The sequence below is a fragment of the Streptococcus mitis genome (genome assembly GCF_047464965.1).
Lineage (GTDB): Bacteria > Bacillota > Bacilli > Lactobacillales > Streptococcaceae > Streptococcus > Streptococcus mitis_DU.
In genome coordinates this window covers 12858-37591 of sequence record NZ_JASHAT010000007.1, presented here as the reverse complement: position 1 = coordinate 37591, position 24734 = coordinate 12858, and the positions used below count along the sequence as shown (strand labels likewise).

At 41.8% G+C, this 24734-nt stretch carries 19 protein-coding genes; 13 read left to right on the top strand and 6 right to left on the bottom strand.

The genetic code is table 11. The annotated features are described in order from the left end of the window. Positions 1-15 precede the first annotated feature (15 nt). From ftsZ to QM408_RS05725, 11 genes are all read left to right on the top strand, one after another. Positions 16-1272 (top strand): cell division protein FtsZ, encoded by a 1257-nt coding sequence (gene ftsZ, locus QM408_RS05775; RefSeq protein ID WP_023946158.1) that lies wholly within the window; start codon positions 16-18, stop codon positions 1270-1272. A gap of 4 nt (positions 1273-1276) precedes the next feature. Further along, positions 1277-1948, top strand: coding sequence for a YggS family pyridoxal phosphate-dependent enzyme (locus tag QM408_RS05770; protein ID WP_414373908.1), 672 nt, complete (start codon positions 1277-1279; stop codon positions 1946-1948). 9 nt (positions 1949-1957) lie between these two features. After that, the gene (locus QM408_RS05765) at positions 1958-2491 is read left to right on the top strand and encodes a cell division protein SepF (protein WP_000053356.1); all 534 of its coding nucleotides are present in this window, start codon (positions 1958-1960) and stop codon (positions 2489-2491) included. Further along, entirely contained in the window at positions 2491-2754 is a 264-nt protein-coding gene (locus tag QM408_RS05760; RefSeq protein ID WP_020903260.1) for a YggT family protein, read from the top strand. The genes QM408_RS05765 and QM408_RS05760 overlap by 1 nt, the downstream gene beginning before the upstream one ends. Next, positions 2751-3536: a YlmH family RNA-binding protein gene (locus QM408_RS05755; protein WP_020903261.1), complete on the top strand. Its 786-nt coding sequence runs from the start codon at positions 2751-2753 to the stop codon at positions 3534-3536. The genes QM408_RS05760 and QM408_RS05755 overlap by 4 nt, the downstream gene beginning before the upstream one ends. An 8-nt stretch (positions 3537-3544) precedes the next feature. Further along, entirely contained in the window at positions 3545-4420 is an 876-nt protein-coding gene (locus tag QM408_RS05750) for a DivIVA domain-containing protein (protein WP_414373905.1), read from the top strand. A gap of 252 nt (positions 4421-4672) precedes the next feature. Beyond that, a complete protein-coding gene (gene ileS / locus QM408_RS05745; protein WP_414373903.1) occupies positions 4673-7465 on the top strand; it encodes an isoleucine--tRNA ligase in 2793 nt (930 codons plus the stop codon). Between the two features lie 145 nt (positions 7466-7610). Continuing rightward, on the top strand, positions 7611-8303 hold the full coding sequence (locus QM408_RS05740; protein WP_000240129.1) for a phosphoglycerate mutase: 693 nt from the start codon (positions 7611-7613) through the stop codon (positions 8301-8303). A 52-nt stretch (positions 8304-8355) separates the two neighbouring features. Then, entirely contained in the window at positions 8356-10767 is a 2412-nt protein-coding gene (locus QM408_RS05735; RefSeq protein ID WP_414373901.1) for a glycoside hydrolase family 95 protein, read from the top strand. Positions 10768-10897: 130 nt separating this feature from the next. Then, on the top strand, positions 10898-11599 hold the full coding sequence (locus QM408_RS05730) for an ABC transporter ATP-binding protein (RefSeq protein ID WP_261082990.1): 702 nt from the start codon (positions 10898-10900) through the stop codon (positions 11597-11599). A 1-nt stretch (position 11600) separates the two neighbouring features. Then, a complete protein-coding gene (locus QM408_RS05725; RefSeq protein ID WP_247947338.1) occupies positions 11601-14309 on the top strand; it encodes an ABC transporter permease in 2709 nt (902 codons plus the stop codon). Positions 14310-14411: 102 nt separating this feature from the next. Here QM408_RS05725 and tpx read toward each other — a convergent pair whose 3' ends face one another. From tpx to QM408_RS05705, 4 genes are all read right to left on the bottom strand, one after another. Further along, positions 14412-14903, bottom strand: a complete 492-nt coding sequence (tpx, locus tag QM408_RS05720) for a thiol peroxidase (RefSeq protein WP_000256026.1) — start codon at positions 14901-14903, stop codon at positions 14412-14414. A gap of 229 nt (positions 14904-15132) precedes the next feature. Then, complete coding sequence (psaA, locus tag QM408_RS05715; protein ID WP_000733074.1) at positions 15133-16062, bottom strand: metal ABC transporter substrate-binding lipoprotein/adhesin PsaA; 930 nt, start codon at positions 16060-16062, stop codon at positions 15133-15135. A 31-nt stretch (positions 16063-16093) separates the two neighbouring features. Continuing rightward, positions 16094-16942, bottom strand: a complete 849-nt coding sequence (locus QM408_RS05710; protein ID WP_049500957.1) for a metal ABC transporter permease — start codon at positions 16940-16942, stop codon at positions 16094-16096. Continuing rightward, positions 16939-17661, bottom strand: coding sequence for a metal ABC transporter ATP-binding protein (locus QM408_RS05705; RefSeq protein ID WP_070842407.1), 723 nt, complete (start codon positions 17659-17661; stop codon positions 16939-16941). Before QM408_RS05705 ends, QM408_RS05710 begins: the two co-directional genes overlap by 4 nt. A 181-nt stretch (positions 17662-17842) precedes the next feature. Between QM408_RS05705 and pepO the strand changes: the two genes are divergently transcribed. Next, on the top strand, positions 17843-19735 hold the full coding sequence (gene pepO / locus QM408_RS05700; protein WP_261150732.1) for an endopeptidase PepO: 1893 nt from the start codon (positions 17843-17845) through the stop codon (positions 19733-19735). Positions 19736-19863: 128 nt separating this feature from the next. On the opposite strand, the gene QM408_RS05695 is transcribed toward pepO, so the two are convergent. Next, entirely contained in the window at positions 19864-20493 is a 630-nt protein-coding gene (locus QM408_RS05695) for an MBL fold metallo-hydrolase (protein ID WP_261034804.1), read from the bottom strand. Between the two features lie 255 nt (positions 20494-20748). Next, positions 20749-22170: an N-acetylmuramoyl-L-alanine amidase gene (locus tag QM408_RS05690; protein WP_265481928.1), complete on the bottom strand. Its 1422-nt coding sequence runs from the start codon at positions 22168-22170 to the stop codon at positions 20749-20751. 325 nt (positions 22171-22495) lie between these two features. Between QM408_RS05690 and QM408_RS05685 the strand changes: the two genes are divergently transcribed. Then, the gene (locus QM408_RS05685) at positions 22496-24718 is read left to right on the top strand and encodes a RelA/SpoT family protein (RefSeq protein WP_414373897.1); all 2223 of its coding nucleotides are present in this window, start codon (positions 22496-22498) and stop codon (positions 24716-24718) included. Positions 24719-24734 lie beyond the last annotated feature (16 nt).

The window sequence follows — 24734 nt, the reverse complement described above, 5'->3', positions numbered from 1 at the left end:
GAGGAAAAATAAACTATGACATTTTCATTTGATACAGCAGCAGCTCAAGGTGCAGTTATTAAAGTAATCGGTGTTGGTGGAGGTGGCGGTAACGCCATTAACCGCATGGTTGACGAAGGTGTTGCAGGCGTAGAATTTATCGCAGCAAACACAGATGTACAAGCTTTGAGTAGTACAAAAGCTGAGACTGTAATTCAGTTAGGCCCTAAATTGACTCGTGGTTTGGGTGCTGGCGGTCGACCTGAAGTTGGTCAAAAGGCAGCTGAAGAAAGCGAAGAAGCCTTGACTCAAGCTATTACTGGAGCAGATATGGTCTTCATTACTGCAGGTATGGGAGGTGGCTCTGGTACTGGTGCAGCTCCTGTTATTGCCCGCATTGCTAAAGATTTAGGTGCTCTTACAGTTGGTGTTGTGACACGTCCTTTCGGTTTTGAAGGAAGCAAACGTGGTCAGTATGCTGTAGAAGGAATCAATCAACTTCGTGAGCATGTGGATACTCTATTGATTATTTCAAACAACAACTTGCTTGAAATTGTTGATAAGAAAACTCCACTTCTTGAAGCTCTTAGCGAAGCAGATAACGTACTTCGCCAAGGTGTTCAAGGGATTACGGACTTGATTACAAATCCTGGTTTGATTAACCTTGACTTTGCCGATGTGAAAACAGTTATGGCAAATAAAGGGAATGCCTTAATGGGTATCGGTATCGGTAGTGGAGAAGAACGTGTGGTAGAAGCAGCTCGTAAGGCAATTTACTCACCACTTCTTGAAACAACTATTGACGGTGCCGAGGATGTCATTGTCAACGTTACTGGTGGACTTGACTTGACTTTGATTGAAGCAGAAGAAGCTTCAGAAATCGTCAACCAAGCGGCTGGTCAAGGAGTGAACATCTGGCTCGGAACATCTATCGATGAAAACATGAAAGATGAAATTCGTGTTACAGTTGTGGCAACTGGTGTTCGTCAAGATCGTGTTGAAAAAGTTGTGGGCCATGCACCAAGACAAGCTGTTCGTCATGAACAAGCAAGTCCTAGTCATGCACATAATCATAATCGTCAGTTTGATATGGCTGAAACTGCAGAAATTCCAAGTCCAGCACCTCGCCGTACAGAAACTTCTCAAACTTCAGCATTTGGTGATTGGGACTTGCGTCGTGAGACAATTGTTCGACCAACTGATTCAGTGGTATCACCAGTTGAACGTTTCGAAGCGCCATCTTTACACGATGAGGATGAATTAGACACTCCTCCATTTTTCAAAAATCGTTAAGTAAATGAATTTGAAAGAAAATACAGAACGTGTTTTTCAACAAATAAAAGATGCAAGTCAGCAGTCAGGAAGAGAAGCCAATTCTGTTTCGGTTCTTGCTGTTACAAAATATGTAGACGTACCGACAGCGGAGGCTTTGCTTCCGCTAGGTGTGCATCATATTGGTGAAAATCGTGTGGATAAATTTCTTGAGAAATATGAAGCTTTAAAAGATAGAAATATTACATGGCATTTGATTGGAACCTTGCAAAGACGCAAGGTTAAAGATGTCATTCAGTACGTTGATTATTTCCACGCTTTGGATTCATTAAAGCTAGCAGAGGAAATTCAAAAAAGAAGTGACCGAGTTGTTAAATGTTTCTTACAAGTAAATATCTCAAAGGAAGAGAGCAAACATGGTTTTTCAAAGGAAGAACTATTGGAGCTCTTGCCAGAGTTGGCCACCTTAGATAAAATCGAATATGTCGGCTTGATGACCATGGCTCCTTTTGAAGCTAGTAGTGATGAGTTGAAAGAAATTTTTAAAGCTACGCAGGATTTGCAACTAGAAATTAGAGAAAAACAAATTCCCAATATGCCAATGACGGACTTGAGTATGGGTATGAGTCGTGACTACAAGGAAGCGATTGAATTTGGCTCAACATTTGTCAGAATTGGTACAGCATTTTTTAAATAGGAAAGAAATATGTCTTTAAAAGATAGATTTGATAAATTTATAGATTATTTTACAGAAGATGGAGAAGATGTTGGTACTGCATATCAGCCTAAAGCTGAAGAGCCGATTGTGACTCCAGTCCCTTCTGTTCAAGAGTTGCCTCAACAAGCTGGTAGCACGCCATCTAAAGATAAAAACATCACTCGTCTTCATGCCCGTCAACAAGAGTTGGCTATGCAAAGTCAACGTTCTACTGATAAGGTGACAATTGATGTTCGTTATCCACGTAAATACGAAGATGCCACAGATATTGTTGATTTATTAGCTGGTAACGAAAGTATTTTGATTGATTTCCAATATATGACAGAAGTTCAAGCACGTCGTTGTTTGGACTATCTGGATGGGGCGCGCCACGTTTTAGCTGGTAACATGAAAAAGGTAGCATCTACTATGTACCTGCTGACACCAGTTGATGTTGTCGTCAATATTGAAGACATCAAAATTCCAGATGAATCACAAAATGGTGAATTTGGCTTTGATATGAAACGTACGAGAGTGAGATAATGATCTTTCTCATTCGTTTTGTTCAAAATGCAGTGGATATCTATTCACTGATTTTAATCATTTTTGCTCTGATGTCTTGGTTTCCCAATGCTTATGAATCACGTCTTGGACGCTTGATTATTAGTTTAGTGAAACCGATAGTAGCTCCCTTGCAACGTTTACCCCTCCAGATTGCAGGTCTTGACTTGTCTGTCTGGATTGCGGTATTACTAGTTCACTTCCTAGGGGAGCAGTTGATTCGACTTTTAGTAATCTTTCTATGAACAAGATGATTTATCAACACTTTTCTAAGAATGATTCGTCTTTTATTGATAAGGGAGTAGAATGGATAAAAAAGGTAGAAGATTCTTATTCTCCTTTTTTAACACCCTTTGTAAATCCCCATCAAGAAAAGATTTTAAAGGTGCTAGCATCAACCAACGGCATCTCCTACATGAGCAGTCGGCAGTTTCTTGAAACTGAATATGTACGGGTACTCCTGTATCCTGATTATTTTGAGCCGGAATTCTCTGATTTTGAACTATCCTTGCAAGAAATAGTCTATCCTAATAAGTTTGAACGCCTAACACATGCAAAAATATTAGGGACTGTTTTAAATCAGCTGGGAATTGATAGGAAGCTATTTGGTGATATCTTAGTCAATGAAGAGAGAGCACAGATTATTATTAATCGACAGTTTACTCTCCTTTTTCAAGACGGCATTACGAAAATTGCTCGTCTACCGGTTCGTCTAGAAGAACGGGATTTTACTGAGAAGATTGATACAGTGGAGGACTACCAAGAATTAGATATTTGTATCGCTAGTTCTAGGTTAGATGTTTTTCTAGCTGGAGTCTTCAAGCTCTCTAGAAATCAGGCAAATCAGTTAATTGAAAAGCAGGCAGTCCAAGTTAATTACCATTTAGTTGAAAAATCAGACTATGCAGTTCAAGTTGGTGATTTGATTAGTGTAAGGAAATTTGGTCGATTGAAACTCGTTAGGGATAATGGGCAAACAAAAAAAGATAAAAAGAAATTAACGGTCCAATTGTTATTAAGTAAGTGAGGAAAATTATGCCAATTACATCGTTAGAAATCAAAGATAAAACCTTTAGCACACGCTTTAGAGGGTTTGATCAAGAAGAAGTAGATGAATTTTTAGATATTGTAGTTCGTGATTATGAAGATTTGGTTCGCTCTAATCATGATAAGGATTTACATATTAAGAGTTTGGAAGAGCGTTTGTCTTACTTTGATGAGATGAAAGATTCATTGAGCCAGTCTGTATTGATTGCACAAGATACAGCTGAGCGAGTAAAACAAGCTGCAACTGAACGTTCAAACAATATCATTCACCAAGCAGAGCAGGATGCACAACGTTTGTTGGAAGAAGCCAAGTACAAAGCAAATGAAATTCTTCGTCAAGCAACTGACAATGCTAAGAAAGTTGCTGTTGAAACAGAAGAATTGAAGAACAAGAGTCGTGTCTTCCATCAACGTCTTAAATCTACAATTGAGAGCCAGTTAGCAATTGTTGAATCTTCAGATTGGGAAGATATTCTTCGCCCAACAGCGACTTATCTTCAGACAAGTGATGAGGCCTTCAAAGAAGTGGTCAGCGAAGTCTTAGGTGACTCTGTCTTACAACAACATCCAGAGGAAGAACCAATTGATATTACTCGCCAGTTTTCTCCCGAGGAAATGGCTGAGTTGCAAGCGCGTATCGAAGCGGCTAATAAGGAACTTGCAGAAGCCGAAGCAAGAGCTGAGCAGGAACAAGTGGTTTCACCAGCTCCGGTTGTTGAAGAAAGTCCAGCTCATCCAGTTGGTCCAATGTATGAAGAGCCAGAAGTAGCTCCAAGCCATTATTCAGGACCAACACCAGCTACTGAAGCTGTAAGCTCAGAACCAGGTTTTGCGGCACCGCAAGAATCTGTTACAATTTTATAAGAAATAATCTGAGAACAATATCTTATCCTTATATTTCCAGCGAGCAGGAGATGGTGTGAGTCCTGCATTCCCTAATGATAAGATTATCCTCTCAAAAACTCAAGTCTGAATGAAGTAAGATTTGACGTTCCCCACGTTACGGGATAAGAGGGAGAAAGACTAAATCTTTTTCCGAATAAAGGTGGTACCACGATTTTCGTCCTTTTTGGCAGTCGTGGTTTTTAATTTGTTATTATTTATAAAGGAGATACCATGAAACTCAAAGATACCCTTAACCTTGGGAAAACAGCTTTCCCAATGCGTGCAGGCCTTCCTACCAAAGAGCCAGTTTGGCAAAAGGAATGGGAAGATGCAAAACTTTACCAACGTCGTCAAGAATTGAACCAAGGAAAACCTCATTTCACCTTGCATGATGGCCCTCCATACGCTAACGGAAATATCCACGTTGGACACGCTATGAACAAGATTTCAAAAGATATCATTGTTCGTTCTAAGTCTATGTCAGGATTTTATGCTCCTTATATTCCAGGTTGGGATACACATGGTCTGCCAATCGAGCAAGTTTTGGCAAAACAAGGTGTCAAACGTAAAGAAATGGACTTGGTTGAGTACTTGAAACTTTGCCGTGAATATGCTCTTTCTCAAGTAGATAAACAACGCGAAGACTTCAAACGTTTGGGTGTTTCTGGTGACTGGGAAAATCCATATGTGACTTTGACTCCTGACTATGAAGCAGCTCAAATCCGTGTATTTGGTGAGATGGCTAATAAAGGTTACATCTACCGTGGTGCTAAACCAGTTTACTGGTCTTGGTCATCTGAGTCGGCTCTTGCTGAAGCGGAGATTGAATACCATGATTTGGTTTCAACTTCCCTTTACTATGCCAACAAGGTAAAAAATGGTAAAGGTGTTCTAGATACAGATACTTATATCGTAGTCTGGACAACAACTCCATTTACCATCACAGCTTCTCGTGGTTTGACTGTTGGTGCAGATATTGATTACGTTTTGGTTCAACCTGCTGGTGAAACTCGTAAGTTTGTGGTTGCTGCAGAATTATTGACTAGCTTGTCTGAGAAATTTGGCTGGGCTGATGTTCAAGTTTTGGCAACTTATTGTGGTCAAGAATTGAATCATATCGTAACAGAACACCCATGGGATACAGCTGTAGATGAATTGGTTATCCTTGGTGACCACGTTACGACTGATTCTGGTACAGGTATCGTCCACACAGCCCCTGGTTTTGGTGAGGACGACTACAATGTTGGTATTGCTAATGGTCTTGAAGTCGCAGTGACTGTTGACGAACGTGGTATCATGATGAAGAATGCTGGTCCTGAGTTTGAAGGTCAATTCTATGATAAGGTTGTCCCAACTGTTATTGAAAAACTTGGTAACCTCCTTCTTGCCCAAGAAGAAATCTCTCACTCCTACCCATTTGACTGGCGTACTAAGAAACCAATCATCTGGCGTGCAGTACCACAATGGTTTGCCTCAGTTTCTAAATTCCGCCAAGAAATCTTGGATGAAATTGAAAAAGTGAAATTCCACTCAGAATGGGGTAAAGTCCGTCTTTACAATATGATTCGTGACCGTGGCGACTGGGTTATCTCTCGTCAACGTGCTTGGGGTGTTCCACTTCCTATCTTCTACGCTGAAGACGGTACAGCGATCATGACTGCTGAAACTATTGAACACGTGGCTCAACTCTTTGAGGAACATGGTTCAAGCATTTGGTGGGAACGTGATGCTAAGGACCTCTTGCCAGAAGGATTTACTCATCCAGGTTCACCAAATGGTGAGTTCAAAAAAGAAACAGATATCATGGACGTTTGGTTTGACTCAGGTTCATCATGGAATGGAGTTGTAGTAAACCGTCCTGAGTTGACTTACCCAGCAGACCTTTACCTAGAAGGTTCTGACCAATACCGCGGTTGGTTCAACTCATCACTCATCACATCTGTTGCCAACCATGGTGTAGCACCTTACAAACAAATTCTGTCACAAGGATTTGCCCTTGATGGTAAAGGTGAGAAGATGTCTAAATCTCTTGGAAATACCATTGCTCCAAGTGATGTTGAAAAACAATTTGGTGCTGAAATCTTGCGTCTTTGGGTAACAAGTGTTGACTCAAGCAATGACGTGCGTATTTCTATGGATATCTTGAGCCAAGTCTCTGAAACTTACCGTAAGATTCGTAACACTCTTCGTTTCTTGATTGCCAATACTTCTGACTATAACCCAGCTCAAGATTCAGTAGCTTATGAAGAACTACGTTCAGTTGATAAGTACATGACGATTCGCTTTAACCAGCTTGTGAAAACGATTCGTGATGCTTATGCAAACTTTGAATTCTTGACAATCTACAAGGCCTTGGTGAACTTTATCAACGTTGACTTGTCAGCCTTCTACCTTGATTTTGCTAAAGATGTTGTTTACATCGAAGGTGCCAAATCACTGGAACGCCGTCAAATGCAGACTGTCTTCTATGACATTCTTGTGAAAATCACCAAACTCTTGACACCAATCCTTCCTCACACTGCGGAAGAAATCTGGTCATACCTTGAGTTTGAAGCCGAAGACTTTGTTCAATTGTCAGAATTGCCAGAAGCAGAGACATTTGCTAACCAAGAAGAAATCTTGGATACATGGGCAGCCTTTATGGACTTCCGTGGACAAGCTCAAAAAGCCTTGGAAGAAGCCCGTAATGCTAAAGTTATTGGTAAATCGCTTGAAGCACACTTGACAGTTTATCCAAACGAAGTTGTGAAAACTCTACTCGAAGCAGTGAACAGCAATGTGGCTCAACTTTTGATTGTGTCTGAATTGACCATCGCAGAAGGACCAGCTCCAGAAGCTGCCGTTAGCTTCGAAGATGTAGCCTTTACAGTTGAACGCGCTGCAGGTGAAGTATGTGACCGTTGCCGTCGTATCGACCCAACAACAGCAGAACGCAGCTACCACGCAGTTATCTGTGACCACTGTGCAAGCATCGTAGAAGAAAACTTTGCAGACGCAGTCGCGGAAGGATTTGAAGAGAAATAAGGTTATTGTATGATACTAAGAAGGAAAAGGATTGCCAAACAGTCCTTTCCTTTTTGGTTTTGACTAGCTTTTTTGTGAAAAATTGTGTAAAATAGAATAGATAAACGAGGGGAAACCTCGGAAAATTTAAAGGAGAATCCATCTAATGGTAAAATTGGTTTTTGCTCGCCACGGTGAGTCTGAATGGAACAAAGCTAACCTTTTCACTGGTTGGGCTGATGTTGATTTGTCTGAAAAAGGTACACAACAAGCGATTGACGCTGGTAAATTGATCAAAGAAGCTGGTATCGAATTTGACCAAGCTTATACTTCAGTATTGAAACGTGCGATCAAAACAACTAACTTGGCTCTTGAAGCTTCCGACCAATTGTGGGTTCCAGTTGAAAAATCATGGCGTTTGAACGAACGTCACTACGGTGGTTTGACTGGTAAAAACAAAGCTGAAGCTGCTGAACAATTTGGTGATGAGCAAGTTCACATCTGGCGTCGTTCATACGATGTATTGCCTCCAAACATGGACCGTGATGATGAGCACTCAGCTCACACAGACCGTCGTTACGCTTCACTTGATGATTCAGTTATTCCAGATGCTGAAAACTTGAAAGTGACTTTGGAACGTGCCCTTCCATTCTGGGAAGATAAAATCGCTCCAGCTCTTAAAGATGGTAAAAACGTATTCGTAGGAGCTCACGGTAACTCAATCCGTGCCCTTGTAAAACACATTAAAGGTTTGTCAGATGACGAAATCATGGATGTGGAAATCCCTAACTTCCCACCATTGGTATTCGAATTCGACGAAAAATTGAACGTAGTTTCTGAATACTACCTTGGAAAATAAAAAATTGTAAGTCTAGAATTGATTTCTAGGCTTTTTATGTTAGTATGGTAGTATGATAAGGAATAAAAAACAAGATTATGTATTGGTCTACAAGCAACCAGCGTCAACAACATATAAGGGCTGGGAAGAAGAGGCCTTACCGATAGGCAATGGTTCTCTAGGGGCTAAAGTCTTTGGGCTTATAGGGGCTGAGCGGATTCAATTCAATGAAAAAAGTCTCTGGTCTGGTGGTCCACTTCCTGATAGTTCAGATTATCAGGGTGGAAATCTTCAGGATCAGTATGTTTTTTTAGGTAAGATTCGGCAGGCTTTGGAAAAGAGAGATTACAATCGGGCTAAGGAACTGGCTGAACAGCACCTGGTCGGGCCCAAAACGAATCAATATGGGACCTATCTCTCCTTTGGGGATATTTATATTGAGTTTAGTAATCAAGGCAAGACTTTGTCTCAGGTGACAGATTACCAGAGACAGCTTAATATCAGCAAGGCGCTTGCGACGACTTCTTATGTCTATAAGGGAACGAAATTTGAACGTGAAGCTTTTGCGAGTTTTCCAGATGATCTCTTGATTCAGCGCTTTACTAAGGAAGGGGCGGAAACTCTAGATTTTACTATGGAACTGTCCTTGACCTGTGATTTGGCTTCTGATGGAAAGTATGAGCAGGAAAAATCTGATTACAAGGAGTGTAAGTTGGATTTTACTGATTCTCATATCTTGATGAAGGGAAGAGTTAAGGATAATGATCTGCGGTTTGCTAGTTATCTAGCTTGGGAAACGGATGGAGATATTAGAGTTTGGTCAGATAAGGTTCAGATATCAGGAGCCAGTTATGCCAATCTCTTCTTGGCGGCTAAGACAGATTTTGCCCAAAATCCTGCTAGCAATTATCGTAAGAAAATAGATTTAGAGCAGCAAGTAAAGGACTTGGTGGACACAGCTAAAGAAAAGGGCTATGCCCAATTGAAATCAAGACATATTGAGGACTACCAAGCCTTATTCCAGCGTGTTCAATTGGATTTGGGGTATGATGTTGACACATCCACTACAGATGATTTGCTAAAAAATTATAAGCCACAAGAGGGGCAGGCTTTGGAGGAACTGTTCTTCCAGTATGGGAGGTATTTATTGATTAGTTCTTCCAGAGATTGCCCAGATGCTCTACCAGCTAACCTACAGGGAGTCTGGAATGCGGTCGACAATCCTCCTTGGAATTCGGACTATCACCTGAATATCAACTTGCAGATGAATTATTGGCCAGCCTATGTGACTAACCTCTTAGAAACGGCCTTTCCGGTCATCAACTATATCGATGATTTGCGTGTCTATGGTCGCATAGCGGCTGCAAGGTATGCAGGAATCGTTTCTCAGAAAGGGGAAGAGAATGGTTGGTTGGTCCATACTCAAGCGACTCCTTTTGGCTGGACGGCACCTGGTTGGGATTACTATTGGGGCTGGTCGCCAGCTGCCAATGCGTGGATGATGCAAACGGTCTATGAAGCCTATACATTTTATAGGGACCAAGACTATCTCAGGGAGAAAATTTATCCCATGTTGAGGGAAACGGTTCGTTTTTGGAATACCTTTTTACATGAGGATAAGGAGGCCCAGCGTTGGGTATCTTCTCCATCTTATTCGCCAGAACATGGGCCGATTTCGATTGGCAATACCTATGACCAATCTCTGATTTGGCAATTATTCCATGATTTTATTCAGGCTGCTCAAAAATTGAGGCTGGATGAAGACTTGTTGACGGAAGTCAAAGAAAAGTATGATTTATTAAATCCTCTTCAAATTACTCAATCTGGTCGAATCAGGGAGTGGTATGAGGAGGAAGAGCAGTATTTTCAAAATGAGAAAGTGGAAGCTCAACATCGGCATGCTTCCCATCTGGTGGGACTTTATCCTGGAACTCTCTTTAGTCATAAGGGGCAAGAGTATCTTGATGCGGCGCGTGCTAGCCTCAATGATCGTGGAGATGGGGGAACAGGCTGGTCCAAGGCTAATAAGATCAATCTCTGGGCGCGTTTGGGAGATGGCAATCGAACCCATAAATTATTAGCAGAGCAGTTAAAGACATCCACCTTGCCCAATCTTTGGTGTAGCCACCCTCCTTTTCAGATAGATGGTAATTTTGGTGCTACTAGTGGCATGGCAGAAATGTTGCTTCAGTCTCATACAGCTTATCTGGTGCCCCTAGCTGCCCTACCTGATGCATGGTCATCAGGTTCCGTTTCAGGCTTAATGGCACGTGGACATTTTGAAGTTAGTATGCGCTGGGAGGATAAAAAACTCTTACAGATGACCATTTTATCAAGAAGTGGAGGAGATTTGCGAGTTTCTTATCCAGGTATTGAAAAAAGTGTGATTGAAGTCAATCAAGAAAAAGCAGAAGTGAAATGCATGGGGAAAGATTGTATTTCAGTGGAGACTGCAGAAGGCGATATGGTTCAATTCTATTTTTAAGAAGAGGATAGAAGGCAGTGGTTTGAGACTGACTTTTTTGAAGGATTTGAGAATGTAAGCAGTTTCCAACTAGTTGAAAAAGCGTTATAATGGTAGTAGGAAGTAAATTGTTTGAGAGAGGGTGGCTCTGATGGCTTATATTGAGATGAAACACTGTTACAAGCGTTATCAGGTTGGGGACACGGAAATTGTGGCCAATCGTGATGTGAATTTTGAGATTGAAAAGGGAGAATTGGTTATTATTCTAGGTGCGTCAGGTGCTGGTAAGTCAACAGTTCTTAACCTTCTTGGGGGAATGGATACCAATGACGAGGGGGAAATCTGGATTGATGGTGTCAATATTGCAGACTATAGTTCCCACCAGCGGACCAATTACCGTAGAAATGATGTGGGGTTTGTTTTTCAGTTTTATAATCTAGTTTCCAATCTGACAGCTAAGGAAAATGTGGAACTGGCCTCAGAAATTGTGATGGATGCCTTGGATCCTGAGCAGGTTTTGACAGATGTAGGTCTAGCTCATCGTCTTAATAACTTTCCAGCCCAGCTTTCTGGAGGGGAGCAACAGCGAGTCTCCATTGCACGCGCAGTAGCCAAAAATCCTAAAATTCTCCTTTGTGATGAACCAACAGGTGCCTTGGATTATCAGACGGGCAAGCAAGTCTTGAAGATTCTCCAAGATATGTCTCGTCAAAAGGGAACGACGGTGATCATCGTGACTCATAATGGAGCTTTGGCGCCCATTGCTGATCGTGTGATTCATATGCACGATGCCGGTGTCAAGGATGTGGTGATCAACCAGCATCCTCAGGATATTGACAGTTTGGAGTACTAGCATGATCAAGCGAAAAACTTATTGGAAGGACTTAATTCAGTCCTTCACAGGCTCCAAGGGGCGTTTTTTATCCATCTTGACCTTGATGATGTTGGGGTCTTTAGCCTTAGTCGGTCTCAAAGTGACTAGTCCCAATATGGAGGCGACCGCAAATGCTTATTTAACAACTGCTAAAACCTTGGATTTGGCAGTCATGTCTAACTATGGTTTGGATCAAGCAGATCAAGAAGAACTAGAACAGACTCAGGGCGCAGAGGTTGAATTTGGCTACTTGACAGATGTGGCTATGGATAATGGCCAGGATGCTATTCGGCTGTACTCCAAACCAGAGCGAATTTCAACCTTTCAGCTAAGAGAGGGACGACTTCCTCAGTCAGACAAGGAAATCGCTTTGGCCACTCATTTGCAAGGCCAATACAGCATGGGACAGGAGATTAGTTTTAAAGAAAAAGAGGAGGGTCATTCCTCTTTAAAAGACCATACTTATACCATTACTGGTTTTGTGGATTCGGCTGAAATCCTCTCCCAGCGAGATATGGGCTACGCAGGAAGTGGAAGTGGGACTCTGACAGCCTATGGAGTGATTTTACCTAGTCAGTTTGATCAGAAAGTCTACAATATAGCTCGTTTGAAATATCAAGATTTGTCAGGATTAAATGCTTTTTCAGCAGCTTATGAAGAGAAATCCAAGCAACATCAGGAAGAACTTGAACAAGTTCTATCTGATAATGGCAAGGCACGTCTACAAGTCTTGAGAAAAGAAGGACAAGAGTCTCTAAACAAAGGCAAAGAAACCCTTGATAAGGCTGAGACTAATTTGCAGGAAGGCAAGCGTCGTTTAGCAGTTGCTCAAGCTCGTTTACAGGCTCAGGAAAGTCAACTAGCCTTGCTTCCTCAAGCCCAGAGAGAGCAAGCTAGTTCTCAACTTACCCAAGCTAAGCAGGAATTGGGCAAGGAAGAGGACAAACTAAAGCAGGCTGAACAGAATCTAGCTCAAGAAAAGGAAAAATTAGAAAAACATCAGCAAGTATTGGATGATTTGGCTGAGCCCAAGTATCAAGTCTATAATCGTCAGACCATGCCTGGCGGTCAGGGCTACCTCATGTACAGCAATGCTTCAGCCAGTATTCGGGCAGTGGGCAATATCTTTCCTGTAGTGCTTTATGCCGTAGCAGCTATGGTGACCTTTACAACCATGACTCGTTTTGTGGATGAAGAGCGAACACATGCAGGTATTTTTAAGGCCTTGGGTTATCGTAGCAAGGATATTATTGCCAAGTTTCTCCTCTACGGTCTAGTAGCTGGAACTGTCGGAACAGCTCTAGGTAGCATACTTGGACATTATTTACTAGCCGGTGTGATTTCAAGTGTCATTACAAAAAGCATGGTGATGGGAGAAACCCAGATTCAGTTCTATTGGACCTATAGCTTACTGGCTCTTGTCTTGAGTTGGTTGGCGAGTGTGTTACCAGCCTACTTGGTAGCTCGTAGAGAACTTCATGACGAAGCAGCCCAGCTTTTACTGCCTAAACCTCCTGTTAAAGGAGCTAAAATCTTAATGGAGCGTCTCAGTTTTATCTGGCGCCGTCTCAGTTTTACTCATAAGGTAACAGCTCGCAATATCTTCCGTTATAAGCAGCGGATGTTGATGACGATCTTTGGTGTGGCAGGTTCTGTAGCTCTGCTTTTTGCAGGTTTGGGAATCCAATCTTCCGTAGCAGGAGTTCCGTCTAAACAGTTTCAACAAATCCAACAGTATCAGATGATTATTTCTGAAAATCCTAGTGCGACCAATCAGGACAAGGTAAATCTAGAAGAAGTGTTGAAAGGGCAGGACATCAAAGCCTATCAGAAAATTTATTCTAAGACGCTAGACAAGGATTTCAAAGGTAAGGCTGGTCTTCAAACCATTACTATTATGATGACAGATAAGGAGGATTTGACTCCCTTTATCCATCTGCAAGACCATCAGCAAGAGTTGACATTAAAAGATGGAGTTGTCATCACAGCTAAACTAGCCCAGTTGGCAGGTGTCAAGGTTGGACAGACTCTAGAAATTGAAGGTAAGAAGCTAAAGGTCGCTGCCATTGCTGAGAACTACGTTGGTCACTTTATTTATATGAGTCAGGCTAGCTATGAGCAAATTTACGGCCAGCTACCCCAAGCCAACACTTATCTGGTCTCGCTAAGGGATACCAGTGCTCCTAGTATCGAAAGACAGGCCGGCTTACTTATGAATCAATCTGCGGTGTCCAGCGTTGTCCAAAATGCTTCAGCCATTCGACTCTTCGACTCCGTCGCCAGCTCACTCAATCAGACTATGACTATCTTGGTCATCGTATCGGTTCTGTTGGCTATTGTTATCCTCTACAATCTAACCAATATCAACGTAGCTGAGAGAATCCGTGAACTCTCCACTATCAAGGTTCTCGGTTTTCATAATAATGAAGTCACTCTCTACATTTACCGTGAGACGATTGTGCTGTCCCTTGTGGGAATCGTACTTGGTCTGGTCTCAGGTTTCTATTTACACCAATTTTTGATTCAAATGATTTCTCCTGCGACCATTCTCTTTTATCCGCAGGTAGGCTGGGAAGTCTATGTAATCCCAGTGGCAGCAGTAAGTATCATTTTGACCTTGCTTGGTTTCTTTGTCAATTATCATCTGAGAAAGGTTGATATGCTTGAAGCTCTGAAATCTGTAGAGTAAGGTAGTTGTTTTTCAGCCGATTGAACTTGTATTTGTATTTATCAGTAAACAAAAATCCTCCGTTTCAAAGAGCAAGGAACTCTTTGTGACAGAGGATTTTTTCTATAGGGCCTTAGCAGCTGCAATTGCGGCTTCGAAGTTTGGTTCAGAGTTGATATTGTCCACGTATTCAACGTAGCGAATCGTATTGTCGGTATCAAGGACAAAGACTGCGCGTGCCAATAGGTGCCACTCATTGATTAAGAGGGCATAATCACGTCCAAAGGAATGGTCGAAATAGTCTGAAAGCATGATGGCATTTTCAATACCTTCAGCACCACACCAACGTTTTTGGGCAAAGGGTAGGTCCATGGAAACAGTCAAGACGACCGTGTTGTCCAGTCCAGCCAGTTCTTCATTAAAGCGACGCGTTTGAGTTGAGCAGATACCTGTATCGATAGAAGGCACGACACTCAAGACTTTTTTCTTGCCATCAAAATCAGCCAGAGATTTTTTAGAAAGGTCTGTTGTAGTGAGAGAAAAATCGAGCGCCTTGTCGCCGACTTGTAGTTGTTTACCTGTAAAGCTCACAGGATTTCCGAGAAAAGTTACCATAGGATACTCCAATCTTTTTTCTTCCATTTTAGCTGAAACAGTCGGAATTTTCCAATGATTTGACCGGAAATATGGGCATAGAAAAAAACGCCAGCTCATGTGAGAATGACGTTTTTCAGAGGCTTATACTCAATGAAAATCAAAGAGCAAACTAGGAAGCTAGCCACAGGCTGTACTTGAGTACGGCAAGGCGACGCTGACGTGGTTTGAATTTGATTTTCATTGAGTATTATTTTGCCAATCCTTCAGCAATCTTATCAAGGTTGTATTTCATCATGTTGTAGTAGCTGTCGCCTTCTTTACCTTGTTCTGCGATAGAGTCAGTAAAGATTTGTGCGTAGATTGGGATGTTTGTGTCTTGAGAAACAGTTTTCATTGGACGGTCATCCACACTTGATTCTACAAAGAGGGAAGGAGTTTTTGTTTGGCGAAGTTTTTCAACCAAGGTCTTGATTTGGTCAGGAGTTCCTTCTTCTTCAGTATTGATTTCCCAAATATAGGCACTTGGGACACCGTAGGCTTTAGAGAAGTATTTGAAGCATCCTTCGCTGGTTACGATGAGTTTTTTCTCAGCAGGAATGTTGTTAAATTTCTCTTTAGCTTCCTTGTCAAGTTTGTCTAGCTTATCAGTATATTCTTTGAGATTTTTTTCGTAGAATTCCTTGTTGCTAGGGTCTTTAGCGCTCAATTGTTTTGCGATATTTTTAGCAAAGATCATACCGTTTTCAAGGTTAAGCCAAGCGTGTGGGTCTTCTTTGCCTTTTTCGTTTTGACCTTCAAGGTAGATAACATCAACGCCTTCGCTGACTGCAAAGTAGTCTTTGTTTTCAGTTTTCTTGGCATTTTCTACCAATTTTGTAAACCAAGCATTGCCACCTGTTTCAAGGTTGATACCGTTATAGAAAATGAGGTCAGCCTCAGAAGTTTTCTTAACGTCTTCAGGAAGTGGTTCGTATTCGTGTGGGTCTTGACCAACAGGAACGATACTGTGAAGATCAATCTTGTCACCAGCAATATTTTTAGTAATATCAGCGATGATTGAGTTTGTAGCAACAACTTTTAGTTTTTGACCAGAAGCTGCATCTTTTTTTCCACTAGCACATGCTACAAGAGCGATGACGGAAAGAAAGAGAACGAGTAATGTACCTAATTTTTTCATTAGATCCTCCAATTTATTGGGGTTTTGCCCCTTATTTTAACAAATGTTTATTTTTCAGTTTCAAATATCGTTGTTTTGGAGCGATAAAGAAGCTAATGAGAAAGAAACTAGCAGCTGTGAGCACGATACTAGAACCTGCCGCAACGTTAAAGCTATAACCGATAAAGAGTCCCAAAACTGAAGCTATCGCTCCAAAGGTTGAGGAAAGGAAAATCATGCTTTTCAGGCTATTAGCATAAAGATAAGCAGTTGCAGCTGGGGTAATCAGCATGGCTACAATCAGGATAGTTCCGACACTTTGCATGGCTGTCACAGACACGAGAGTCAAGAGTACCATGAGAAGGTAGTGATAGAAATTGACAGGCATTCCCATGGCTTTAGCCAAGAGTTCATCAAAGGAAGTTATCAAGAGTTGCTTGAAGAAAATCCAGATTAACAAGAGAATGACTGCCCCAACACCCATAGTAATAAACATATCCGTATCTTGGACGGCTAGGATATTACCAAAAAGGATATGGAAAAGGTCAGTTGAACTTTTAGCGACACTAATCAAGATGATACCGAGGGCTAAGAAAGAAGAAAAGGTAATGCCGATGGCGGTATCGCTTTTGATAATCGAGTTCCCCTTGATGTAGGTAATGATGATAGCAGCTAGCAATCCAAAGACAATGGCTCCGATAAAGAAGTCAACGCCCAAGATGAAGGAGAGGGCTACACCTGGCAAGACAGCATGTGAAATGGCATCTCCCATGAGTGACATCCCGCGTAGAATGATGAAACATCCTACAGCTCCAGCTACGACCCCGACGACAATGGCTGTTATCAAGGCATTTTGTAAGAAATGGAATTTTTGCAATCCATCGATAAATTCTGCAATCATAGGTCACCTCCATTGAAAAAGAGTCGATTACCGTAAGCTTCTTTGAGATTGGCTTCGGTAAAGGTTTCTTTGGTTGGACCAAAGGCAATCACTTCTCGATTGACAAGCAAGACTTGATCGAAGTAGTGGGGAACCTTGCTGAGGTCGTGGTGGACGATGAGAACCGTCTTCCCAGCTTTTTTCAGATCTCTCAGCGTATTCATGATGATTTCCTCACTGACAGAGTCAATCCCAACAAAGGGTTCATCCAAGAGGATATAGTCGGCTTCCTGTACCAAACATCTGGCAATCAAGACCCGCTGGAATTGACCTCCAGACAGTTGACTGATTTGCCGTTCAGCATAGTCAGCTAGACCGACGATTTCAAGGGCTTCTTGCACTTTCTTCCAATGTTTAGCCTTTAAACTTCGAAAGAGAGGGATAGAGGGAAAGAGTCCTAACGAGACACATTCCTTGACCTTGATGGGAAAGTTGTAGTCGATATTGATTTTTTGTTCGACATAGGCGATTCGATGTAAGGATTTTTTAACTTCCTTGTCATCGAGAAATGCCTGACCTTGATGTGGGATAATTCCCAGCATCCCTTTTAATAATGTTGATTTTCCAGCACCGTTTGGACCAATGATACCGGTAATTGTTGGTCCTTGGAGCACTAGTGAAATATCCTTAAGTGCCAATGTTTCTTTGTAGGAGACACTGAGGTTTTCGATACGTATCATAGACTTGTATTCCTCCTGTCTCTTAATATACATTAAAAAAAAAATTAAGTCAAGTTAATTTTTGAAAAAATTAAAATAATAACTGAAAAATGATGGAAAAGGAAAGTTCATTTTTAATTGCATTCCCAAGCAATTTTTGTTAAGCTAGCAATAACTTAAAAAAAATGAAAGCGAGAACAAGATGACACGTTATCAAGACGATTTTTATGATGCTATCAATGGAGAATGGCAGAAGACGGCTGAAATCCCAGCAGATAAGTCTCAAACGGGAGGTTTTGTTGATTTAGACCAGGAAATTGAAGACTTGATGTTGGCGACAACAGACAAGTGGTTGGCAGGAGAAGAAGTGCCTGAGGATGCTATCTTGGCAAACTTTGTTAAATACCACCGCCTAGTACGTGATTTTGACAAGAGAGAAGCTGACGGTATCACACCTGTTTTGCCTCTTCTTAAAGAGTTCCAAGAATTGGAGACTTTTGCGGATTTCACAGCTAGACTAGCAGAGTTTGAACTTGCAGGAAAACCAAACTTCCTTCCTTTTGGTGTATCACCAGACTTTATGGATGCTAGAATCAATGTTCTATGGGCTAGTGCTCCAAGCACAATCCTGCCAGATACGACCTACTATGCAGAAGACCATCCTCAGCGCGAAGAGCTCTTGACTCTTTGGAAAGAAAGCAGCTCAAATCTCCTCAAGAAATATGATTTCTCTGATGAAGAAATTGAAGATTTGCTAGAAAAAAGACTAGAATTGGACCGTCGAGTTGCGGCAGTGGTGCTCTCTAATGAAGAAAGTTCAGAGTATGCTAAACTTTACCATCCATATGCTTACGAAGATTTCAAGAAATTTGCGCCTGCTCTACCTTTGGATGACTTCTTCAAAGCCGTTCTTGGACAAGTACCAGACAAGGTTATTGTAGACGAGGAACGCTTCTGGCAAGCAGCAGACCAATTCTATAGTGAAGAAGCTTGGCCTCTCCTCAAGGCAACCTTAATTTTAAGTGTTGTGAATCTCTCAACCAGCTATTTAACAGAAGAAATCCGTGTCTTGTCAGGTGCCTATAGCCGTGCGCTTTCAGGAGTTCCAGAAGCCAAAGACAAGGTCAAGGCAGCCTACCAGCTAGCACAAGGTCCTTTCAAACAAGCCTTGGGTCTCTGGTATGCCCATGAAAAATTCTCTCCAGAGGCCAAGGCAGATGTAGAGAAAAAAGTGGCAACTATGATTGATGTCTATAAGGAACGTTTGGCTAAAAATGACTGGCTGACTCCAGAAACTCGTGACAAGGCCATCGTTAAACTCAATGTTATCAAACCTTATATCGGTTATCCAGAAGAATTGCCAGAACGCTACAAGGACAAGGTAGTGGATGAAAATGCTAGTCTTTTTGAAAATGCTCTGGCTTTTGCGCGTGTGGAAATCAAACACAGTTGGAGCAAGTGGAACCAGCCTGTAGACTACAAGGAGTGGGGCATGCCTGCTCATATGGTCAATGCCTACTACAATCCACAGAAGAACCTGATTGTCTTCCCAGCAGCTATTTTACAAGCACCTTTCTATGACTTGCATCAGTCATCTTCTGCTAACTACGGTGGTATTGGGGCAGTTATTGCCCATGAAATTTCCCACGCCTTTGATACCAACGGAGCTTCCTTTGATGAAAATGGTAGCCTTAAGGATTGGTGGACAGAGAGTGACTATGCTGCCTTCAAGGAGAAAACACAAAAAGTCATTGACCAATTTGATGGACAAGATTCTTATGGAGCAACCATCAATGGTAAATTGACTGTATCAGAAAACGTAGCTGACTTAGGAGGAATCGCTGCAGCGCTTGAAGCAGCTAAGAGAGAACCAGACTTCTCAGCAGAAGAATTCTTCTACAACTTCGGTCGCATCTGGCGCATGAAAGGTCGTCCAGAATTTATGAAACTTTTGGCTAGCGTCGATGTGCACGCACCAGCCAAACTCCGTGTCAATGTACAAGTACCAAACTTCGATGATTTCTTTACAACCTATGATGTCAAAGAAGGAGACGGTATGTGGCGTTCACCAGAAGACCGCGTGATTATTTGGTAAGGCAAAAAATCTAGTCATCAGAAAAAAGGCATCCAATCAGGTGTGAAAACCTTGACTGGATGCCTTTTGTAATAGAAAGATTTGCTGGATAGTTTACTTGAATTGTGCTATTGATTGTCATCATTTTACTAGAAAAAAGGATTGAAAGTTTTTTCGTGAGCAATAGTAGTAGCTGGACCATGTCCTGGATAGACATCATAGTTTGGTAGGGTGAAGAGTTGGGTCTGGATACTGTGAAGTAGTTGTTCCATACTGCCAGTTGGAAGGTCGGTCCGTCCGATTGTTTCACGGAAAAGAGCATCACCTGTCAAGACTAGGTGAGCATCAGGAAAGACGATAGAAACACCGCCGATAGAGTGACCTGGTGTTGGCAAGACAGTGAAACGAAATTCCTCCAGTTGGTATTCTTCGTGAAAGATAAAGGTGTGTTCAGCCGGTTTTGCGACCACATCTGCCATATCATCGTGGCGAGGGAGACCAGAGAGATTATCGACAGGAGTATAGAGCCAGCTGGCTTCACTCTCTGCGATATAGACAGGAGGATTGTCAAAAGTCTCGCGAACCAAGTCCAGACTCATGATATGGTCATAATGGGCATGGGTCAAGAGAATAGCGCAGATTGGTTTGTTGATCTTCTCTATTGTCTGACGAATAGCTTCCCAATGGCTACCAGGGTCAACCACCATAAGGTGCTTTTCGCCTTCCAAATAATAGGTGTTTTCATAGGCAACAGGATTCACAGTTTTATGGATTTTCATACTAGCTCCAATCTCAAAGAATGTACTAATACTCTTCGAAAATCTCTTCAAACCGCGTCAACTTTATCTGCAACCTCAAAGCGGTGCTTTGAGCAACCTGCGGCTAGTTTCCTAGTTTGCTCTTTGATTTTCATTGAGTATAAATTAAGTATAGCACAGTTAGGAAGAATAAGCTGAAAAGGGAAATAGGTCTAGAAAGAAGAACTAGATTTAGATAAAAAATAAGCCCCGAATGAGTTCGAGGCTTAAGCTGTTTTAATTACCAGCATAATATTTTTGGATTCCCTTGATAATCCCTTCAACTAGTTTATCTTGGTAGTCACTGCTGCGGATTTTTTGGTTTTCTTCTGGATTATCCATATATCCCATCTCTAGCAAAACAGCTGGTTTAGCTGTTTCACGTAGAACAGCAAAGGTTGCTTGCAAGAGCCCAGCATCTCTAGCTCCAGTTTCAGCTAGCAGTGAAGAATGGATATCAGCTGCGAGACGATTACTTTCACTCATCCGTTCAGGATTGTTGTGCCAATCCTTGTTAATTTTGCTAGGGAAACCAGGTTCATCCTTGTAAGAATAGGTCTGGATACCCAGATTAACGGTTGTATCATTCCCTTTTGCATTGAAATGAAGGCTGATGAAAAAGTCAGCATTGGTCTTGTTGACCATACGAGAACGCTCGGTAATAAAATCAACGTCTATATCACTATCTCGAGAGGTGAGAACGGTATAGCCGAGTCCTTCTAGTCGTTTACGTAGCTTACGATAAACTTGTAGGTTCAATTCTTTTTCAGCTATGCCATAGTAATAAGCCCCGCGATCCTTACCACCGTGACCTGGATCGAGAAAGATAGTTTTAGAGTAATGTCCTTTTTGAAAACCTTGTGCTAATTCACGAACCCATTTTCCATTCCCTTGGAAGAGCTGGTTTTTACCATCCACAGCATAGGTTCCTGTAACATACACACCATCATCCTTAAGATAGTACCAAGCTTGATAGTCTGGGTCGTAAATCCATTCCTTATGGGCCATGTAGCCACCAGATTTAAGATAGTAGGAACCAATCCATTGTTTTTGGGCATAGCGTCCGCCAGATTTTAGGTAAAACCAACTAGAGTAGCTTTGGTCGTAGACCCATTCCTTATCTGCCATAGCACCACTGGATTTGAGGTAGTAATCGCCTTTCCAGACATTGGCCAACATTCTACCGTAGCCATCAAAAGCATACCACTTGCCATTGATTTGGCTCCATTGGTTGGATAAATATTTACCTGAACCATTGATATAGTACCAATTATTTCCCATTTGGTACCAGCTGTTTTCAAGCAAGTAGCCATGACTATCAAAGAAATAACCATCATAGAGGGTATCTGTAAATTTGACCCCAGTTTGACTATAAAAAGTCCACTTGTTCCCCTCTTTTACCCAGCCAGTTTGTATAGGTTGATTGGGTTTGGTTTCTGTGGAAAGAGAAGGTTTGCTTTCTTGCTCACTTGAACTAGCTGTGCTCGACGAAGTTTCTGTACTAGCTTGAGAATTACTAGTGGAAGTATTTATTGAGCTACTAGTTGAACTAGTCATAGGGGCAGTAGTGGAATGACTCGTATCGTCAGCTAAAACGACTTGATTTGTTAGTCCAAGAACAGCTAAGGCTAAAAGTGTCAGTCTTTTGTGTGATTTCATATGATTTGCCTTTCTAGAAAAATGAAAATTCAGTAATTATCGTAAAAAACTGTTTATATTACCATTATACACTAAAAATGTTAGAAAATTACCAAAATATCAAACCTTTTCTTATTTAAGCAGAAGAAAAGATTTTCATTTCACTAACTTTTAGAGTAGCCTATATTTCAAAAAAGTTAGATGAAAATCAGATAATTTTATTTTTTAAGTTTGAATCTTATTCTATCATACGTTCCAACAAATTGAATAGCTTCAGAATCCTCTTTTTCTAGTTTTCATATTCTTAAAAAAGTGATAAAATGGTAGGAAGAATTGGAGAGTAGAGATGCCAAAAGAAGTGAATTTAACAGGCGATGAAGTTGTCGCTTTAACACAGAAATATTTATCGGAAGAGGATGTGGCTTTTGTCCATAAGGCCTTGGTTTACGCCGTTGAATGCCATAGTGGTCAATATCGCAAATCAGGTGAGCCTTATATCATTCACCCCATCCAAGTGGCAGGTATTTTAGCTAAGCTCAAGCTGGATGCTGTAACGGTAGCTTGTGGTTTCTTGCATGACGTGGTGGAAGATACAGATGCGACCTTGGACGATTTGGAAAGAGAGTTTGGTCCTGATGTGCGGGTAATCGTAGATGGGGTTACCAAGCTTGGTAAGGTCAAATACAAGTCTCACGAAGAGCAGTTGGCAGAAAATCATCGCAAGATGCTCATGGCCATGTCTGAGGATATCCGCGTTATCTTGGTTAAACTGTCTGACCGCTTGCACAATATGCGAACTCTGAAACATCTTCGAAAAGATAAGCAGGAGCGTATTTCCAAAGAAACCATGGAAATCTATGCACCACTTGCTCACCGTTTGGGGATTTCTAGCGTTAAATGGGAATTGGAAGACCTATCTTTCCGTTATCTTAATCCAACGGAGTTTTACAAGATTACCCATATGATGAAGGAAAAGCGCAGAGAGCGTGAAGCCTTGGTGGATGAGGTAGTTACGAAACTAGAAGACTATACGACGGATCGTCACTTGAAAGGGAAGATTTACGGTCGTCCCAAGCATATTTACTCGATTTTCCGCAAAATGCAGGATAAGAGAAAACGTTTTGAGGAAATCTATGACCTGATTGCCATTCGTTGTATTTTGGATACCCAAAGTGATGTTTATGCCATGCTTGGTTATGTGCATGAACTTTGGAAACCAATGCCAGGTCGTTTCAAAGACTATATCGCTAACCGCAAGGCCAATGGTTATCAGTCTATCCATACGACTGTTTATGGACCAAAAGGGCCAATCGAATTCCAGATTCGGACCAAGGAAATGCACGAAGTGGCTGAGTACGGGGTTGCGGCTCACTGGGCTTATAAGAAGGGCATCAAGGGGCAGGTTAACAGCAAGGAATCAGCTATTGGGATGAACTGGATCAAGGAGATGATGGAACTCCAAGATCAGGCTGATGATGCCAAGGAATTTGTAGATTCAGTTAAGGAAAACTACCTGGCTGAGGAGATTTATGTCTTTACCCCAGATGGAGCTGTCCGTTCACTTCCAAAAGATTCAGGACCGATTGACTTTGCCTATGAAATCCATACAAAAGTTGGGGAAAAAGCAACTGGTGCTAAGGTCAATGGCCGTATGGTTCCACTGACGACCAAGCTCAAGACAGGGGATCAGGTTGAAATTGTCACCAACCCCAACTCCTTTGGACCTAGCCGTGACTGGCTCAACATGGTCAAGACCAGCAAGGCCCGCAACAAGATCCGTCAGTTCTTTAAAAACCAAGACAAGGAATTGTCTGTCAACAAGGGTCGTGAGATGTTGATGGCCCAGTTCCAAGAAAATGGCTATGTGGCCAATAAATTCATGGACAAGCGTCATATGGACCAAGTTCTGCAAAAGACCAGCTACAAGACAGAAGAATCCCTCTTTGCAGCCATTGGTTTTGGAGAAATCGGTGCTATTACTGTCTTTAACCGTCTGACTGAAAAGGAACGCCGTGAAGAAGAACGTGCCAAGGCCAAGGCGGAAGCAGAAGAGCTTGTCAAAGGTGGCGAGATCAAGGTTGAGAACAAAGAAACCCTCAAGGTTAAGCATGAGGGTGGAGTGGTCATTGAAGGTGCCTCAGGTCTCCTAGTGCGGATTGCCAAGTGTTGTAATCCTGTTCCTGGTGACGATATTGTTGGCTACATTACCAAGGGGCGTGGTGTGGCTATTCACCGTGTGGACTGTATGAACCTACGTGCCCAAGAAAACTACGAGCAACGTCTTCTAGATGTAGAATGGGAAGACCAGTATTCAAACTCAAATAAGGAGTATATGGCCCATATCGATATTTATGGCCTCAACCGTACAGGACTGTTGAACGATGTACTGCAAGTTCTTTCAAACACAACCAAGAATATCTCAACGGTCAACGCTCAACCAACTAAGGATATGAAATTTGCTAATATCCATGTATCCTTTGGCATTGCTAACCTCTCGACGCTGACTACGGTTGTGGACAAGATTAAGAGTGTGCCAGAAGTTTACTCTGTCAAACGGACTAACGGCTAATTGTCCTAGCTCTTAC